This is a genomic window from Rothia sp. HMSC068F09, assembly GCF_001812775.1.
In the GTDB taxonomy this organism is placed as follows: domain Bacteria; phylum Actinomycetota; class Actinomycetes; order Actinomycetales; family Micrococcaceae; genus Rothia; species Rothia mucilaginosa_A.
Window position 1 is genome coordinate 7596 of the sequence record NZ_KV810425.1, and the last position, 17787, is coordinate 25382.

Annotated in this window: 16 protein-coding genes; 15 read left to right on the top strand and 1 reads right to left on the bottom strand. The window is 63.5% G+C overall.

The features are described 5' to 3' along the window. Nucleotides 1-15: 15 nt before the first annotated feature. The 15 genes from HMPREF2874_RS04740 (at nucleotide 16) to nusB (ending at nucleotide 16445) form a co-directional block, all read left to right on the top strand. A complete protein-coding gene (locus HMPREF2874_RS04740) occupies nucleotides 16-543 on the top strand; it encodes a P-loop NTPase family protein (RefSeq protein ID WP_070649155.1) in 528 nt (175 codons plus the stop codon). A gap of 107 nt (nucleotides 544-650) precedes the next feature. After that, nucleotides 651-1085 carry a D-aminoacyl-tRNA deacylase gene (gene dtd / locus HMPREF2874_RS04745; RefSeq protein WP_070649125.1) on the top strand — a complete coding sequence of 145 codons (435 nt, stop codon included), beginning with the start codon at nucleotides 651-653 and terminating at the stop codon, nucleotides 1083-1085. Between the two features lie 217 nt (nucleotides 1086-1302). Next, a complete protein-coding gene (locus HMPREF2874_RS04750; protein WP_070649126.1) occupies nucleotides 1303-2892 on the top strand; it encodes a replication-associated recombination protein A in 1590 nt (529 codons plus the stop codon). Nucleotides 2893-3763: 871 nt separating this feature from the next. After that, complete coding sequence (gene rpsD, locus HMPREF2874_RS04755) at nucleotides 3764-4396, top strand: 30S ribosomal protein S4 (protein WP_049343763.1); 633 nt, start codon at nucleotides 3764-3766, stop codon at nucleotides 4394-4396. Between the two features lie 297 nt (nucleotides 4397-4693). Further along, nucleotides 4694-5083, top strand: coding sequence for a DUF948 domain-containing protein (locus HMPREF2874_RS04760; RefSeq protein ID WP_049334273.1), 390 nt, complete (start codon nucleotides 4694-4696; stop codon nucleotides 5081-5083). Beyond that, entirely contained in the window at nucleotides 5083-5568 is a 486-nt protein-coding gene (locus tag HMPREF2874_RS04765) for a peptide chain release factor 4 (RefSeq protein ID WP_070649127.1), read from the top strand. The genes HMPREF2874_RS04760 and HMPREF2874_RS04765 overlap by 1 nt, the downstream gene beginning before the upstream one ends. Nucleotides 5569-5733: 165 nt before the next feature. After that, nucleotides 5734-8421 (top strand): alanine--tRNA ligase, encoded by a 2688-nt coding sequence (alaS, locus tag HMPREF2874_RS04770; protein ID WP_070649128.1) that lies wholly within the window; start codon nucleotides 5734-5736, stop codon nucleotides 8419-8421. Between the two features lie 2 nt (nucleotides 8422-8423). After that, complete coding sequence (gene ruvX, locus HMPREF2874_RS04775; RefSeq protein WP_049346314.1) at nucleotides 8424-8987, top strand: Holliday junction resolvase RuvX; 564 nt, start codon at nucleotides 8424-8426, stop codon at nucleotides 8985-8987. Beyond that, nucleotides 8984-10189, top strand: coding sequence for an endolytic transglycosylase MltG (gene mltG, locus HMPREF2874_RS04780; protein ID WP_070649129.1), 1206 nt, complete (start codon nucleotides 8984-8986; stop codon nucleotides 10187-10189). The genes ruvX and mltG overlap by 4 nt, the downstream gene beginning before the upstream one ends. A 132-nt stretch (nucleotides 10190-10321) precedes the next feature. Continuing rightward, the gene (locus HMPREF2874_RS04785; protein WP_070649130.1) at nucleotides 10322-11272 is read left to right on the top strand and encodes a shikimate dehydrogenase; all 951 of its coding nucleotides are present in this window, start codon (nucleotides 10322-10324) and stop codon (nucleotides 11270-11272) included. Between the two features lie 89 nt (nucleotides 11273-11361). After that, on the top strand, nucleotides 11362-12579 hold the full coding sequence (aroC, locus tag HMPREF2874_RS04790; RefSeq protein WP_070649131.1) for a chorismate synthase: 1218 nt from the start codon (nucleotides 11362-11364) through the stop codon (nucleotides 12577-12579). Further along, entirely contained in the window at nucleotides 12579-14090 is a 1512-nt protein-coding gene (locus HMPREF2874_RS09015) for a shikimate kinase (protein ID WP_246823778.1), read from the top strand. The genes aroC and HMPREF2874_RS09015 overlap by 1 nt, the downstream gene beginning before the upstream one ends. 25 nt (nucleotides 14091-14115) lie before the next feature. Further along, entirely contained in the window at nucleotides 14116-15243 is a 1128-nt protein-coding gene (gene aroB / locus HMPREF2874_RS04800) for a 3-dehydroquinate synthase (RefSeq protein ID WP_044150414.1), read from the top strand. A gap of 228 nt (nucleotides 15244-15471) precedes the next feature. Continuing rightward, the gene (gene efp / locus HMPREF2874_RS04805) at nucleotides 15472-16035 is read left to right on the top strand and encodes an elongation factor P (RefSeq protein ID WP_005505932.1); all 564 of its coding nucleotides are present in this window, start codon (nucleotides 15472-15474) and stop codon (nucleotides 16033-16035) included. Beyond that, on the top strand, nucleotides 16035-16445 hold the full coding sequence (nusB, locus tag HMPREF2874_RS04810; RefSeq protein ID WP_005505934.1) for a transcription antitermination factor NusB: 411 nt from the start codon (nucleotides 16035-16037) through the stop codon (nucleotides 16443-16445). Before efp ends, nusB begins: the two co-directional genes overlap by 1 nt. 344 nt (nucleotides 16446-16789) lie before the next feature. Here nusB and HMPREF2874_RS04815 read toward each other — a convergent pair whose 3' ends face one another. Further along, the gene (locus HMPREF2874_RS04815) at nucleotides 16790-17524 is read right to left on the bottom strand and encodes a hypothetical protein (RefSeq protein WP_070649132.1); all 735 of its coding nucleotides are present in this window, start codon (nucleotides 17522-17524) and stop codon (nucleotides 16790-16792) included. Between the last annotated feature and the right edge of the window lie 263 nt (nucleotides 17525-17787).

Here is a 17787-nt window from a genome sequence, read left to right on the forward strand (position 1 = left end):
GGGGGGGGGGGGAGCATGCGCATCCTGATTGCCGGCCCGAGCGGTAGCGGTAAGACGACGTTTGCGGCGCGGTTGGGGCGCATCCTGGACATTCCGCATACGGAGATGGATTCGTTGCATTGGGGTCCGGACTGGACTCCGCGCCCCAGCTTTGAGGCGGACGTTCAGGCGCTCATCGAGCGGCCCGCGTGGATTACGGAGTGGCAGTATCCGCAGGTGCGTGGCCGCCTGCTGGAGCGCGCGGACGTGGTGATTTACCTGCGCTATAGCCGCGCGGTGGTCATGTGGCGTGTGGTTCGCCGGACGGTGCGCCGCGCGGTGACGGGGCAGAAGCTGTGGGCTGATAACGTGGAGCCGCCGCTGTGGAATATTCTGCGCGACCCGGACAACATGATTCGGTACACGTGGAGAAGCTACCCGCACGTCGGGGAGCTGCTGGCGGAGGCCCGCGGGCAGCATCTGCAGAAGCGTTTTATTGAGTTCCGTACCCCGCGGGCGGCGAACCAGTTTTTGCGTGCCGTGCAGCTGCGTGGCGTGCTCTGAGGCGGCTGCCTCTAGAACTGCGGCTTCTTCTCAACCGACCGCCGTGAATGGCGTCGAAAGAGATGTGCGAGCCCGGCGAAAGTCGGCTCGATGACGAAAGGTGAACAATGCGAGTAGTTATTCAGCGCGTAACCCGCGCGGCGGTGCGCGTGGCGGGTGAGACGGTCGGCGCGATTGAGCAGCCCGGCTACCTGGTGCTGGTCGGTATCACGCACGGTGACGGTGCGGCGCAGGTTGCGAAGCTTGCCGATAAGACCGCGAACCTGCGCCTGCTGGAGGGGGAGAAGTCCCTGCTGGATGAGGGCGCGCCCGTGCTGGCGGTCAGCCAGTTCACCCTCTACGGGGATGCGAAGAAGGGTCGCCGCCCCTCCTGGTCTGCCGCGGCCCCGGGCCCGGTGAGCGAGCCGCTGTTCAACGACTACGTTCAGGCGCTGCGCGGCCACGGCCTGCACGTTGAGACGGGCGTGTTCGGCGCGGACATGCAGGTGGAGCTGGTCAATGACGGCCCGGTGACCCTGATTCTCGACAGCGAGACCCTCTAAGCCGGCGCCCTCGAGGGGCTAGTTCAGCGCCCTCGTTGGGCTAGCGGATTGCCCCGGATCTGTAACTTTACTCCTGGGTCATAAACCCGCGGCGACGACACTAACCTATCGAAAACCCCGTTGACAAAATCCGTGGCTTCACGCCGCGAGCTAAATCCACGCCTGTAAATCCACACCCCGCGCCCGCCTCAAGCCTTTGAAACGATAGAGTAAGACTATGGCTGATTCCCTCTTTGATCTTGAGCTGCCCGACGACGGGGACCGCGTGAGCCTGATTGGTGCGCCCGCCGAGGAGTCCGCCTCCTCGCGCACCTCTGCGTCGCGTGCGCGCTCTGCCCGTTCGGCGTCTCGTGCGCCCCTGGCGGTGCGCATGCGTCCGCGCACCATTGACGAGGTTCTCGGCCAGGAGCACCTGCTGACCCCCGGCTCGCCCCTGCGCGTGTTGGCGGGGGAGAACGCCGGTCCGGCTGGCCCGTCCTCGGTGATTCTGTACGGCCCTCCGGGTACGGGTAAGACCACCCTGGCGCATGTGATTGCGCGCGCGCCGGGCCGCAAGTTCGTGGAGCTTTCGGCGATTACCGCGGGTGTGAAGGACGTTCGCGCGGTCATGGATCAGGCGCTGCTCGACCGCGACATGTACGGCACGACCACCGTGCTGTTCCTCGACGAGATTCATCGTTTCACGAAGGCTCAGCAGGATGCGCTCCTGCCCGGCGTGGAGAACCGCTGGGTGATTCTGGTGGCGGCCACGACCGAGAACCCGTCGTTCAGCATTATTTCGCCGCTACTGTCGCGCTCGCTGTTACTGCGGGTTCATTCGCTGGAGCAGTCCGATATTGAGCGGCTGATTGACCGTGCGTTGGCCGACCCGCGCGGTTTTGACGGTGCGGCGGTGATTGATGAGGATGCGCGCGCTCACCTCGCGGCGGTTTCCGGAGGCGACGCTCGCCGCTCCCTGACCTCGCTGGAGGCGGCGGCCGCCATCGCGTTCAGCGAGGCCGAACAGGCTTCGGCAGAGGCCGCCGGCTCGCACGGGGGCGGCTCCGCCGAAACCGCCGAAACCAGCCCGGCTGAGAATGGCCCCGCTCAGTCCGACCTTGCGCAGCCCGACCCCGCCGAGGATTCAGAAGACCCGGCGGGGGAGAAGTCCCCGAAACCCGCCGCCCCCGTGCGTATTACCCTCGCCCACGCCGTGGAGGCGGTGGACCGCGCCGCAATTCGTTACGACCGTTCGGGTGACCAGCACTATGACGTGGTGAGCGCGTTCATCAAGTCCATGCGCGGCTCTGACGCGGATGCCGCGGTGCACTACCTGGCGCGCATGTTGGAGGGCGGCGAGGACCCGCGCTTCGTGGCGCGTCGCATCATGATTCTGGCGAGCGAGGACATTGGCCTGGCTGATCCGCAGGCCCTGCAGGTGGCGACGGCCGCGGCGCAGTCGGTGGCGCTGGTGGGCATGCCGGAGGCGCGCATTATCCTCTCGCAGGCGGTGATTTATTGTGCGCTCGCGCCGAAGTCGAACGCCGCCTATAACGCGATTAACCGCGCGATTGCGGATGTGCGTGCGGGCGCCTCGGGTCAGGTTCCGGTGCACCTGCGCGACGCTCACTATGCGGGGGCTAAGCAATTTGGTCACGGCGACGGCTACATTTATGCGCACGATGCGCCGGGCCACGTGGCGGCGCAGCAGTACCTGCCGGAGACCCTGCGCGGCACGGTGTACTACGAGCCGACTCAGCACGGTTTTGAGCGTACGTTGACGGAGCGTCGTGAGCGTATCCGCAGGATTCTTGAGGGCGGCAACTAGCCGCGCGGAGGGGCCGCGCCGTTTCACCGCGCGAACTAACCGCGGCGCGCGCTTGCCGCGCAGACTACTCACGCAGACTAGCCGTGCTAATTAGCCGCGCGGGCCGGTTGGCTAAACGGTTTAGCCGCATGGGAACTAGCCGCGCGGGCCGGTTGGCTGAATAGTTTGGCCGTACGAACCAGTCAGCCGCACGGACTAGCCGCGCGGACTCACCACGCAAACTCATCACACAGACTCACCGCGCAAACCACCCGCGCCGGCCCGTCTATAGGACAGCAGACAGTGAGCACACGCAAAATGCGGTGCGCAGTACCTCGGTCGTACTGCGCACCGCATCAGAGTTTGAGTTGTGATAGATGTCTTGACCGTCGGCCAGTCCCGGAAGGGCGGACGCCAAGCTTGTACGCCTAGTCTAGGCGATGCGAGAACCCGAAAGCAAGCTAATCCCATAGATTCACAGGTTAAAAATAACGGATTGATTACAATCCAACATCTGAGCCCGGCAATTTTGCGGGGAAGGCTCCCCTAAATGGTTCTGACGGGTGCAAATATCCTCTATGGGGTTCGTGTGGGAAAGTGTGTAAAACCCACACAAACGGTGATTTGAACTAAAGATTCTCCAAAAGGCTGGTAAAGCCGGGGCGCATCCGGTAAGCTTGACGGGTCTGGCAATTGCTATGCCCGCATCCGTGCGAGCGTCAGTAATGTAGCTACGGGGTACTCTGCCCCGAGCTCTCCGCCCCACCGCCGCGCAGCAACGACCGAGTCGGTCGCGTACGGATCCCGGCGGGGTCAACCGAGGAGGCCAGTATTCAAACAGACCGAGGCCCCACCCGTGAGGGTGCAGGAGCCTCACATAGAAAGGTAGATTGTGGCTAAGCACAACCGCACCCGCCGTACCGTGCGTCAGTCCCGTGCCCTGGGCATTGCACTGACCCCGAAGGCAGAAAAGTACCTCGAGCGTCGTCCTTACGGCCCCGGCCAGCACGGCCGTGCCCGCAAGAAGGCTGACTCCAACTACGCTACCCAGCTGAAGGAAAAGCAGCGTCTGCGCGCTCAGTACAACATCCGCGAGGCACAGATGCGCCGCGCATACCTCGAGGCAAAGCGCGTTGAGGGCCAGACCGGTAAGAACCTGGTCGAGCTGCTCGAGACCCGCCTCGATGCCCTGGTTCTGCGTGCAGGTTTCGCCCGCACCATTGCACAGGCACGTCAGATGGTTGTTCACCGTCACATTCTGGTTGACGGCGTTCGCGTGGACCGCCCCTCGTTCCTCGTCAAGCCCGGCCAGCTGATCCACGTTCACCCCAAGGCTGAGAAGACTGCCCCCTTCCAGGCTGCGGCTGCTGGCGAGCACCAGGCAGTTCTGCCCGAGGTTCCCGCATACCTGAACGTTGAGATCGAGAAGCTGCACGCAAAGCTTGAGCGCAAGCCCAAGCGCGAAGAGATCCCCGTGATCTGCGACGAGCAGCAGGTCGTTGAGTACTACTCGCGTCTGGCATAATCTCGATTTTTCGAGAAGCAACCCGTTCCGTACCGTTTCGGTGGGGGACGGGTTGTTCCCGTTTAAGGGCCCGGCTTGGGGTTCTGCCCCTCGGATGCAGGCTTCGCCTCGGCTCATTGGGGAACCTGTGAATTGTTCAATCCTGGGAGTTTCATGAGAGTTTAAGGGGCGCGAGAAGGAATTTTCGACTAGAATAAGGGATTGAACTGTGTAGGCAGTCCGACCGATGCGCCACGGCGGCGCGCCGGTGAGTACGACTATTGACAAGCACCATGCGTTACGCGAAATGAGGTACAGATGACTGGCGGAGATATTGCAGGCCTGATTGCGGCGGGAGTTTTCGCGATTCTCGTGGCGCTGTTGGCCCTTCCCATTATTCGCCTGACCAAGGTGTTTGATGAGTTGATTGTGACGATTCGTTCGCTCAACCAGAGCACCGCGCCGCTCATTGAAGAGGTAACCCGCACCGTGGTGACCACCAACGAGCAGCTCGAGAAGGTTGACGACATCACCTCGAACGTTTCGGACGCCTCCGCGAACGTTTCGGCCCTGTCCTCGCTGGTGACCTCGACCGTGGGTCAGCCGCTGATTAAGGTGGCCTCCTTCTCCTATGGCGTGCGCCAGGCCTTCCGCGGCGGCAACAAGTCCGGCCAGCAGGGTGGCACCTCCGCGGGCGGTGAGAACTAATGGGTCTGCTCCGTTCCGTTCTTCTGCTCGGTGCCGGTGCCGCGGCGGGCTACCTTGCCTCCCGACGCGCTTCCTCTTCCGAGTCCGCACAGCGTACCCCCGGTAGCGCCCTGCTCAAGCGTGAGCACGGCGAGCTGGCCCTCAACCCGGAGTCTCAGATGGCAAAATTCTTCGATTCGCCCCTCGGCAAGCCCCTGCAGCCCTACGCGCTGAAGGCCGTCGAGTTCGCCGCTCGCGTGCGCGAGGGTATGCAGGAGAAGGAGATGGAGCTCAACGCCAAGGTGGAGCGCCAGAAGCAGGACCTGCGTCCCGGTTCCCTTGACACCTGGGAGAGGGGCATGAGCACGACCGAGATTGAGGCCGCAAACCGCCGCATTGCCGAGCACGAGCTCATTGAGGTGGAGTCGCAGATCGCCTCGCTGGAGAAGGCGCGCGAGCAGCGCATCGCCCGCGATCGCGAGCTCGGGGACGACTTCTTCAACTAACTAGACTTTGGCCGAAAGGCCGCCGTCTACCGGACCGACTTGCCCGTCGCGTGAGGGCGTTGGAGGGGCCCATAATGGCCCCTCGATTAGCCATTTTGCGCGCGGAGAGGCACCATAGGTCAGTAGACTATTTAGAATTTCGCACAGATTATTCAAAGGAACGAGATGCTCTCACAGGAGATTTCCAAGCGCTGGATCGATTTCTTCGCTTCCCGCGGCCACACCGTGGTGCCTTCGGCATCGCTGATTTCGAACGAACCCGGCGCCATGTTCACCATCGCCGGCATGGTTCCGTTCATTCCCTACTTCCTGGGCCGTGAGACCCCTCCGTTCTCCCGCGCGACCAGCGTGCAGAAGTGCATCCGCACCCTGGACATCGAAGAGGTCGGTAAGACCGCACGTCACGGTACTTTCTTCCAGATGGCCGGTAACTTCTCCTTCGGCGATTACTTCAAGGAGCAGGCGATTCCCTTCGCCTACGAGCTGCTGACCACCCCGCAGGATCAGGGCGGCTTTGGCCTGGACCCCGAGCGCCTGTGGGTCACCATTTACGAGGGTGACGACGAGGCCTTCGACATCTGGCACAACAAGGTGGGCTTCCCCGCCGAGCGTATTCAGCGCATGGGCATGAAGGAGAACTACTGGTCCACCGGCCAGCCCGGCCCCGCAGGCCCCGACTCCGAGATTTTCTACGACCGCGGCCCCGCCTACGGTAAGGAAGGCGGCCCGGCGGCTGACGACGACCGTTACATCGAGATCTGGAACCTCGTGTTCATGCAGTACCAGCGTGGCGAGGGCATCGGCAAGGACGACTTCGAGATTCTGGGTGACCTGCCCAAGAAGAACATCGATACCGGCCTGGGCGTTGAGCGTCTGGCCATGCTGCTGCAGGGTGTCGAGAACTTCTACGAGACCGACCAGGTGCGCCCCGTGCTGGATGCGGCGTCCAAGCTCTCCGGCAAGAAGTACCACGGCTCCGAGTCCGCCGAGGACGAGGGCTACGAGGACGACGTGCGCATGCGCGTGGTGGCCGACCACATCCGTTCCTCGCTCATGCTGATTGCCGACGGCGTGACCCCCTCGAACGAGGGTCGCGGCTACATTCTGCGTCGCCTGATGCGCCGCGCGATCCGCGCTATGCGCCTGCTGGGCGTGACCGAGCCCTGCCTGCCCGTGCTGTTCCCGGCTTCGCGTGACGCGATGAAGGGCGCTTTCCCGTACGTGGCTGACGACTTCGAGCGTATCTCCCGCATTGCCTACGCCGAGGAGAAGGCGTTCCTGCACACCATCGAGACCGGTACCGAGCGTCTGGAAGAGGCCGTGGCCGCCGCTAAGAAGGACGGCTCGAACTCCGTTTCCGGTGCCGAGGCCTTCGCCCTGCACGACACCTACGGCTTCCCGATTGACCTGACCCTCGAGATGGCCGCCGAGGCCGGCGTGAAGGTCGACGAGAAGGCCTTCCGCGAGCTGATGGCCGAGCAGCGCCACCGCGCACAGGCTGACGCCAAGGCTAAGAAGGGTGCCTTTGCCGACCTCTCCGAGCTGCGTAAGCTCGTGGACGAGCGCGGCTCCATCTTCACCGGTTACACCGAGCTGCGCACCGAGACCAAGCTGCGCGCCATCCTGGTGGACGGCGTGTCCGTGCCCGCCGCCAAGGCCGGTGACAAGATTGAGGTCGTCCTGGACGAAACCCCGTTCTACGCCGAGGCCGGTGGCCAGGCAGCCGACACCGGTGTGATCACCGGTAACGGCTTCATCATTGACGTTCAGGACGTTCAGCAGCCCGTCAAGGGCCTGAGCGTTCACCGCGCCATCGTGCGCGAGGGCGAGGCTCACGTCGGTGCCGATGTTGTGGCACAGGTTGACGTGCAGCGCCGCCGCGACGGTGAGAAGGCACACTCGGGTACCCACATCATCCACGCCGCCCTGCACCAGGTGCTCGGCAACGAGGCTACCCAGCGTGGCTCTTTCAACAAGGAAGGCTACCTGCGCTTCGACTTCGCGTGGGGCGAGGGCCTGTCCGAGTCCGCTAAGCGCGAGGTGGAAGAGGTTGCTAACCTCGCCATCCGCGACAACCACGAGGTGATTACCCGCGTGATGCCGCTGGCCGAGGCGAAGGCTCTGGGCGCCATGAGCCTCTTCGGCGAGAAGTACGGCGACGTGGTGCGCGTGGTTGAGATTGGCGGCGACTTCTCCCGCGAGCTGTGCGGTGGTACCCACGTGGGCACCTCTGCCGAGATTGGTTCGCTGTCGCTGCTGACCGAGAGCTCCGTGGGCTCCGGCAACCGCCGCGTCGAGGCCCTGGTGGGTCTGGACTCCTTCAACCACCTGGCAGCTGAGCGCACCCTGGTGAACCAGCTGACCGGCCTGATGAAGGTTCAGTCCTCCGCAGACCTGCCCGAGAAGATTAACCAGACCCTGGCTAAGCTGAAGGCCGCCGAGAAGGAGCTGGCTCAGCTGCGTCGCGAGAAGCTGCAGGCCGAGGCCGGCAAGCTTCTGGAGAACGCACAGACCATCGGCTCCGTGCGCGTTCTGGCCCACAATGCCGGCGAGCTGGACGCCAACGGCGTGCGCGAGCTGGCCCTGGACCTGCGTTCCCGCTTCGGCTCCGAAGCCGCCGTGGTGGCCGTGGCCGGCGTATCCAACGGCCGTCCCGTGACCCTCGTGGCAACCACCGAGGGCGCTCGCTCCGCCGGCGTGAAGGCTGGCGCACTGGTCCGCGTGGCCGCCGGCGTGCTCGGCGGTGGCGGCGGCGGTAAGGACGACGTCGCTCAGGGCGGTGGCCAGGACGCATCCAAGATTGGTGCCGCTCTGGACGCCGTTCGCGACGCTATCGCACAGGCTCAGGCCTAAACATGGCAGAATTCCAGCGCGGAGTGCGGATGGGTGTTGACGTGGGTAAGGCCCGCGTCGGCACCGCCCTCAGCGACCCCGACGGCATCCTCGCCACCCCGCTCAAGACGCTGCGTCGCGACGAGAAGAAGAACTCCGATCGTCGCGTGCTACGCAAGCTGATTGAGGTGAACGAGGTGGTCGAGGTTTTCGTCGGCCTCCCGAAGACCATGCGCGGCGGGGAGTCCTCCTCGACCGAGATGGCTCGGGAATACGCTCAGGCTCTGCGCTCCGAGCTGGACGCCGAAAATAAGACACACATTAACATTTGGCTGGTGGATGAGCGACTCACCACCGTGAGCGCTCACCGTGCACTGCACGAGGCTGGGGTATCCAGCCGAGACTTCAAGACTATGGTTGACCAGGTGGCGGCTGTGAACATTTTGCAGTACAGCCTGGACGCCCTCAAGGCAGGGCAGTCCGTAGCCGGGTACAAGGTGAGCGATCCGGCCCACGAAGAGAACCGATCGCACGAGTTAGAAGGGGCTGCGGTTGGTGCCGTCAATGAAACGGAGAACCTTCAGTGACCGAAAAGAATAAACATTCCGAGGAACACCCCGAAGAGAGCGGTCTGGACCTTTTTCGGCCGACGAAAGCCGATGAGGAAAAAGGCATTACCGGCATTACCTTGGAGCACGAGGTTGTCTCTGTAGCGACCCTGCGTGCTCGCAAGCGCCGTCGCCGCGCCATCATGCTGAGCGCCATGTCGCTCTTCGTGGCGGCCCTGGTGATTATTTCTGCCGCTTTCATCACGCGGTACGATCCGTTCAAGACGCGAGACTACTCCGGTGGCGGTAACGGCACGGCCGTGACCTTCACGATCCGCTCGGGTCAGTCCACCGCGCAGGTGGCTGAGGAACTTGAGGCGGCCGGCGTGATTGCCGACGCGGATAAGTTCGTCGAGGTGTACAGCAAGGAAAGCAAGGGCAAGTACCTGCAGCCGGGCACCTACGAGCTTCAGCAGCACATGAGCAGCTCGAGTGCGATCAACACGATTATCGAGGCGAACAGCAACGTGCTGTACCTGGCAATTCCGCAGGGTAAGCGCGTGACCGAGACCATCGACCTGATCGTTTCCGGCTCTGACGGCGCGTTCACCCGCAAGCAGGTGGAAGAGGCCGTGCAGAACTACACGCAGTACGGCGTGCCGAGCAACTTCCCCTCGATTGAGGGTTGGCTGCACCCGGGCGAGTACCGATTCCCGAAGGACACCGACATCAAGAAGGTCATTCAGACCATGGTCGATAAGACCAAGGCCGACCTGAAGGAAGCCGGCGTGAGCGGCGATCAGAAGACCTTCGAGGTGCTGACCATCGCCTCCATCGTGGAGCTTGAGGCTCAGCCGAAGGACTACGTGGCGGTTGCGGGCATCATTGAGAACCGTCTGAACAACCCGGATGGTGAGACCTCCGGCCTGATTCAGTCGGACGCAACCGTGACCTACGGTCTGGGTGTCCGCTCCTACCACCTGACGGAGGAGCAGAAGGCAGACAAGAGCAACAAGTACAACACGTACGCGAACAAGGGTCTGCCGAAGGGTCCGATTGGTTCCCCGCAGCTGGCGTCCATCAAGGCCGCCGCCGCTCCGGAGAAGAACCCGTACTACTACTGGGTGACCGTCGACCTGGATTCCGGCGAGACCAAGTACTCCCGCACTTACGCTGAGCACCAGCGTTACGTGGAAGAGTACAACCAGTGGTGCTCGAAGCACCCGGGCCGCTGTAACTAAGCTGTAGCTGATGTAGAGGGCGGGCATCGTTCCCACGAGAGTGGGGCGGTGCCCGCCTTTGCTGTACCCGCTAAAATGGGAGGTGGCCCCCGCGGCCGTCCGTGACCCGGCATTGAGAGCGAAAGAGTATCGATGAAGACTGAACCGTACCGCGAAGCCCCGTATCTTCGCCGCGCCTACGTGCTGGGCCACCCGATTGCCCATTCGCTCTCGCCCGCGCTGCATCGGGCCGCGTACGCGTACCTGGGCGAGGCGAACCTCGAGTACGATCGCCGCGATACCCTGCCCGAGGACTTGCCGGAGATTATGCGCGGCGTGCGTAACCCGGCTGGCACCGAGGAAGCCCCGTATATTGCCGGCCTGTCGGTGACCATGCCGCTGAAGACCGCGGTCATTCAGTACTGCGATGAGCTGAGCGAGACCGCCCGCGTGACCGGCGCCGTGAACACGGTGTACCCGCGCGGCGAGAAGGTGCTGGGTGATAACACCGACGTGATCGGCATTGTGAACGCTCTGCGTCATGCCGGTTTGGAGCCGGACCTCAAGCGCGACGAGCCCGCCGTGATTGGCGGGGGAGCGACCGCGATTTCCGCCCTGACCGCCCTGCATAAGCTGGGTTACCGCCGCGTGAGCGTGTACGCCCGTTCGCTGCATAAGCTGGGTGACCTGCAGGCCGTGGCCGAGCGCCTGGGCGTTCAGCTGGAGCAGGTTTCCCTTGCTGAGCTACCGCAGAATCTTGCGGAGCGCGGTCATCACCCGGTGATTTCTACGCTACCGGCCCGCGCGGCGGACGAGTGGGCGAGCCAGCTGACCGGGTTGAAGGGCGCCTCCGCGACGCACCGCCCGGTACTGCTGGATGTTGCGTATAACCCGTGGCCTTCGGTGCTGGCGAGCGCTTGGGAGGCGAGCGGGGGAGCCGTGGTCTCGGGCCTGGAGATGCTTCTCTACCAGGCCGTCGAGCAGGTTCTGCTCTTCACGGATCGCACCCTGCAGCCCGCCGAATTGCTGGGCCTGATCAATGCGATGTGCGAGGCGGTAGGTCTTCCGTCCCGTGAACACCTCCCGGCGCCGCTCGCCGAGTAAAGCCCGCATTTTATACACTTTCTACATTGAAGAATTATTATTCCTTCCACCTGCGCGCCGGTGCGGGTGACACGAAAAGAGGTTAACCTATGGCTCTTCGTTGGCTCACTGCCGGAGAATCCCACGGCGAGGCGCTCGTCGGCATCATTGAGGGCGTTCCCGCCGGTGTGGAACTCACCAGCGACATGGTGCGTGACGCTCTGGCTCGCCGCCGTCTCGGCTACGGCCGCGGTGCCCGCATGAAGTTCGAGGAGGACCGCGTGCGCATCCTCGGCGGTGTGCGTCACGGCCTGACTCAGGGCGGCCCGGTCGCTATTGAGATTGCCAACACCGAGTGGCCCAAGTGGACCGACGTGATGAGCTCCGATCCGGTTGACCCCAAGCTGATTGAGCACCGCGCGCGTAACGCGGCGCTGACTCGCCCGCGCCCCGGTCACGCCGACTTTACCGGCATGCAGAAGTACAACTTCTCTGAGGCTCGCCCGGTGCTGGAGCGTGCCTCCGCTCGTGAGACCGCGACCCGCGTGGCGCTCGGTGTGGTTGCCGCCCAGATTCTGAAGGCTCTGGGCGTTGAGCTGGTGTCTCACACTGTGGCTGTGGGTGGCGTGCACGCCCCCGAGGGCGCCCCGGTGCCTTCGCCCCGCAACGTTGACCAGCTGGACGCTGACCCGCTGCGCTGCTTCGACAAGGCGACCTCCGACGCGATGGTTCAGCGCGTGGACGAGGCGCACAAGGACGGCGAGACTCTCGGCGGCGTGGTTGAGGTGCTCGCGTACGGTATGCCTCCCGGACTGGGTTCGTATGTGCACTGGGACCGCCGCCTGGACGCACGCCTTGCCGCAGCTCTGATGGGTATTCAGGCGATTAAGGGCGTTGAGGTTGGCGACGGTTTCGCGACCGCTGACCGCCCGGGCACTGCCGCTCACGACGAGATTTCCATTGGTGAACACGGCGTAACCCGCGATACCAACCGTGCAGGTGGTATTGAGGGCGGCATGAGCATTGGCGACCTGCTGCGTGTGCGCGCGGCAATGAAGCCCATTGCGACCGTGCCGAAGGCCCTGAAGACCATTGACACTTCCACCGGTGAAGAGGCTCGCGCCCACCACCAGCGTTCGGACGTGTGCGCCGTTCCCGCCGCCGGCGTGGTGGCGGAGGCCATGGTCTCCCTGGTGCTGGCCGAGGCCGCGCTGGAGAAGTTCGGCGGCGACTCGATTGGTGAGACTCGCCGCAACATGGATTCCTACCTGGAGGCCATTCCGGCGTCTTTGGCGTGGGAGTCTAACGTTGCCGGTTGGGACGCGTAGTGCCCCTTCCGGTTGAGCCTGCGGGCGTTCACCCCGTCGCGTCGAGCCCCCTGGCGCGTATTGCTGCGGCTGCGCAGCGTGCGCGAGGGGGCGCTTCGCCGCGCCCGGAATCCAGTGTATCTTCCGCGGCTGAGCGGGCTGTTGAGGCTAAGCCGGCCGAGGTTACCGCTCTCGAGGCTTCTTCCCGTGAACCCGGTGCGGGGGGCAAACCCGGTGCGGGTGCCGAATCTAACGCGGGTTCCGAGGCCGCCGGCTCGGCTTCCTCTGCGCGCGCGGCTTCTCGCGTGCCCACCCCCGCCGACCTGATGCGTTCGGGTGTTCGCCCCCTGCCCGCCGCTCCCGTGAGCGCGCGGGGCGTGCGTCTGTACGCCTCCTCGGCCTCCGAGGATGCCGACCCGGTTGCGGGCCTGGATGAGGACCTGCGCCTGAAGCTGCTCAGCGCCCTGCAGGGCATGGCTGAGGAGGAGCCTCGCGAGGAGCCCGTAAAGGCGGAAGTTCCCAAGCCCGCCGCTCCAAAACCCGCCGCCCCGAAGCCGACCGCTCCTAAACCTGCCGCACCGCAGCAGGCTCAGCCCGCGGCGGGGGAGAGCGCAACCTCTGCCCTCGTGCCTGCTCCCGCGCAGAAGGCCGAACCCCAGCCCGCGCCGGCACAGACCGAAACTTCCGCGGCCCCCGCGCCCAAGCCCGCTGTGGCTAAGCCGCTACGTCCGACCCCGGCGCTATTCGGCAAGGTGCAGGTTTCTGTGGCTGAGTCTGTGGCTGAGTCTGTGGCCGAGGAAATCGCGGCGGTGGACTCCGCCGAGGCCGCGGCCGAGATTGAGGCGCGCGCCGCATCCGAGGCGGAGCTGAACGCCGAGCTCGAGCCCGGTGAACTTGAGCCTCTTGAACTTGAGCCCGGCGAGATCGAGGAGTCCGCCCGCATCCACCCCCAGCAGGTGCGCGAGATGCACGAGAACTTTGCCGAGCAGTCGCGCCCCATCGTGCTCATTGGCCCCATGGCGGCAGGTAAGACCTACATTGGCACGCACCTGGCGCGTTTCTACGGCTACGAGTTCCTCGACGCCGACCAGCTGATCGTGGAACGCTACGGCGAGGTCTCCGAAATTTTCGAGATTTTCGGTGAGGCGCACTTCCGCGAGCTGGAACGCAAGACCATCGAAGAGGTGCTGACCTCCCCGGTGTACCGCAACACGGTGTTTTCGCTCGGCGGCGGCGCGCCCATGACCGATTCGGTTGCGGAGCTCCTCAAGGATGAGTGCGTGGTGTACATTCTGGTTGATGCCGAGACCGTCACCCCGCGCATTACCGGCAATAAGACCCGCCCGCTGTTGCAGCCGAACCCGGTCGAGCGCTGGACCGAAATTTTTGAGCGTCGCCGCAGCCGCTATGAGGAGCTGGCGCACTTCACCCTGGACGCTCGTGGCGGCCGCCCCATTACCGAGATGACCGCAGAGATTCAGGCGTACGTGACCGCAACCCGCACCTCCCGCGCGCAGCGCCCCCAAGCATAACCCCTCACCTGTGAAAGGACACATGATGAGCACTCAGCCCACCCCCACTTTCGGTGCCTCCGGCGCGGAAGATATCACCCGCATCCCGGTGACCGGCAGCTCCCCGCGTGAGAACTATGAGGTTCTCATCGGCCACAACCTGCTCGGTAAAATCCCCGAAATTCTGGGCAACCGCGCCAAGAAGGTGCTCGTGATTCACCCGCGTGCCCTGCGTTCCACCGGTGAGCTGGTCATGGAAGACCTGCGTGCCATGGGCTACGAATCGTTCAGCGCCGAAATTCCGGACGCTGAGGAGGCAAAGCACTACCAGGTGGCGGCGTTCTGCTGGCAGGTGCTCGGTCAGAACGACTTCACCCGCACCGACGCGATCATCTCTGTGGGCGGCGGTGCCATTACCGACGTTGCCGGCTTCGTCGCGGCAACCTGGCTGCGCGGCGTGCGCGTCATCCACATTCCGACCACCCTGCTCGGCATGGTGGACGCTGCCGTGGGCGGTAAGACCGGCATCAACACCGCCGAGGGTAAGAACCTGGTCGGCGCGTTCTGGCCGCCCGCCGCGGTGCTCTGCGAGATTGGCACCCTGCGCACCCTGCCTGAGCATGAGCTGCTGACCGGCATGGGTGAGGTCGTCAAGTGCGGCTTCATCGCAGACCCCGAAATCCTTGACCTGATTGAGGCGAACCCGAACGCCGTGCGCGACTCGCAGTCCGCCGTGATGCGTGAACTCATTGAACGCAGCGTGCGCGTGAAGGCTGAGGTCGTCTCCGAGGACCTGCGCGAATCCGGCCGCCGCGAAATCCTGAACTACGGCCACACCCTCGCCCACGCCATCGAGCGTAACGAACGCTACCAGTGGCGTCACGGCGCGGCAGTGTCCGTCGGCATGGTCTACGCCGCCGAACTGGCGCTGGCAACCGGCCACGCCGACGAAGAACTCGTGGCACGCACCCGCCGCATCCTCGAATCCCTGGGCCTGCCCACCTCCTACAAGGCAGACGCATGGCCCCAGCTGCTCGAAGCAATGCGCCGCGACAAGAAGGCACGCGGCAACCTGCTGCGCTTCATCATTCTTGACGGTTTGGCTCGCCCGCGCGTCTACGAGGTGCCGGACGACTCGATCCTGTACATGACCTACCAGGAGATTACCGAGTAGGTGACGGGTCCCGTACATTTACCGGATGCACCCGCCACGCGGCTGCCAGCATATGCACACCAGCATGCGGCAGCCGGGCGGGGTGCCACAGAAAAACTGTGGCGCCCCTGCTAGGCAAATTCGTGCGCATCCTGTAGAATGTACGGGACATATTTTTGCTCATTGAAAACTTAGCGCCTCGCCGGGTACCACTACGGCGTGAGCGTCGATGACACGAAGGAGAGCCCCATGGCATCCACTACCGATATTAAGAACGGCGCCGTCCTGAAGATTGACGGCAACCTCTGGTCCGTCGTAGAGTTCCAGCACGTTAAGCCCGGCAAGGGTGGCGCATTCGTCCGCACCAAGCTGCGCAACGTTACCTCCGGCAAGGTCGTCGACCGTACCTTCAACGCTGGCGCTAAGATCGAAACCGCAACCGTTGACCGCTCCGACTACCAGTACCTGTACCAGGACGGCGACGACTACGTCTTCATGGACATGAAGACCTACGACCAGATCAACGTTCCCGCAACCGTTGTCGGCGACGCAGCAAACTACATGCTCGAGTCCCAGACCGCAACCATCGCAATGCACGAGGGTAGCCCCCTGTACATCGAGCTGCCCGCATCCGTGGTCCTCGAAATCACCTACACCGAGCCCGGCCTGCAGGGTGACCGCTCCACCGGCGGCACCAAGCCCGCAACCGTTGAGACCGGCTACGAGATTCAGGTTCCCCTGTTCCTGGAGACCGGCACCAAGGTCAAGGTTGATACCCGCACCGGTGAGTACCTCGGTCGCGTGAACGACTAATGAATTCGCGTACGAAAGCCCGATTGCGCGCCCTCGAAGTGCTCTTCGAGGCGGATCAGCGCAACGAAGATTATATTGAGGTACTCCGCCGCCGCCGACTGTACACGGTAGCGCAGATCTCTGCTTACTCTGAGGAAATCATTCGTGGCGTCCGCGACCACGACGAAGAGATCCGCGAGTTTGTGGAGACTTACGCCCGTGACTGGTCCTTCGAGCGTATGCCCGCCGTGGACCGTGCCGTGCTGCGTATTGGCACTTGGGAGCTTCTGTACAATGATGAAGTTCCGGATGCTGTCGCAATTTCTGAGGCTGTCGGTCTGGCGCGTGTGCTGTCCACGAATGAATCTCCGAAGTTCGTGAACGGTCTGCTGGATAAGCTCCGTCAGGTGAAGCCGACCCTGCTCGCGTAAGACGTCCCGCCGCGGCCTGCCCGCCAGCTTTTATGGCTGGTTGGTTTGCCGCCGTTGAGGATGCACCCGCAGGGAGCGTACGTGAAACCCCCACCGTACTGTAGTTCGCTACAGGACGGCGGGGGTTTTCTGTGTCTAGGTTGCGCTTGGTTGGGGCAGTTCTGCGTGGGGTTCCGTATTGGGTGCGGATGCGCTCGCAGGGGATGGGAGAGGCGCCGGTTAAGGTGCATCGGTGGAGGCTTCACCAGACAACGCAGGCGGGGGAGTGCCCCCTCTGCGGCGCTGAGCGCCTTGAGGACGGAGCCCCCGCCCCGCGTGCCCGGTATGCGCTCGTGCAGTATCAGTTACTCACCTTGAGCGGGTGCGGTTGCCTCGTTCGTAGCGTCTGCTTCGCCTCCGCAACCTTTACGTACGGTTCGCATCTTGGCAATAACGAACGCACCATCCTCTGCGCGACGAATAAAAGTGATTTCTCGCGTCTGCAGAGGTGAATCAACTTTCTCACCATCTACCCGGCGAAGATCACTCCAGTCTTCACAGTAGGTGATAACCACGCCGGTATTGTATACGCGTGACCCGTCATCCTTGATGCTTCCGTAAATCTCTTTTGTCTTAGCATCACGGAAGATAATATCGCCGTTCGCGGGAGCTTCCTGAGAGAGCTCATAAAAATTCTCCACAGTCTTCTTCACGCTTTCGAGCACGTCTTTATGTACGTACCGGACCAGCTCCTCATCGCTGGTGTGTTCGATATCCCCGTGCCTCCAGGCATTCCAAAGACGGAAATGCTGCTCCAACGCGGCGTGTGCCGCCTTATCAGTTGCATCAGCAGCTTCCAGCGTGTTGCTGTTCACGTCCATGCTCGCGTAAATCAGTTCGATTTCGGAGCCAGACGGGCCGGTCGGAGTGGGCGAAGGAGTAGCAGTGGGAGTTGCAGAAGCCTCAGCGCTTGCCGATTCAGCGCTCGCGGAAGTGGAAGCACTCGATTCTGCGCTGACCTGCGCGCCGCCGGAACAAGCGGACAGGGTCAGCATCATTGCCGCAGAGAGCGCGGCAATAGAAGTACGGTTGAACATCATTGTTAGTTCTTTTCTGGTGTGTGGTTGTGCCGATAAAGACGGCTATGGAAATGGTGACTGTTGGAAGCACACCGGAGCCCACAGGCAGGGGTAGGTGGCAACAGTTGAGTCTTCACCGGACAACGCGGGCGGGGGAGTGCCCCCTCTGCGGCACCCTAGCTTATAAACAACATAGGCGCCTCGAGGATGGAGCCTGCCCCGCGTGCCCGGCATGCGCCTCGTGCAGTATCAGCTACTCACCTTGAGCGGGTGCGGTTGCCTCG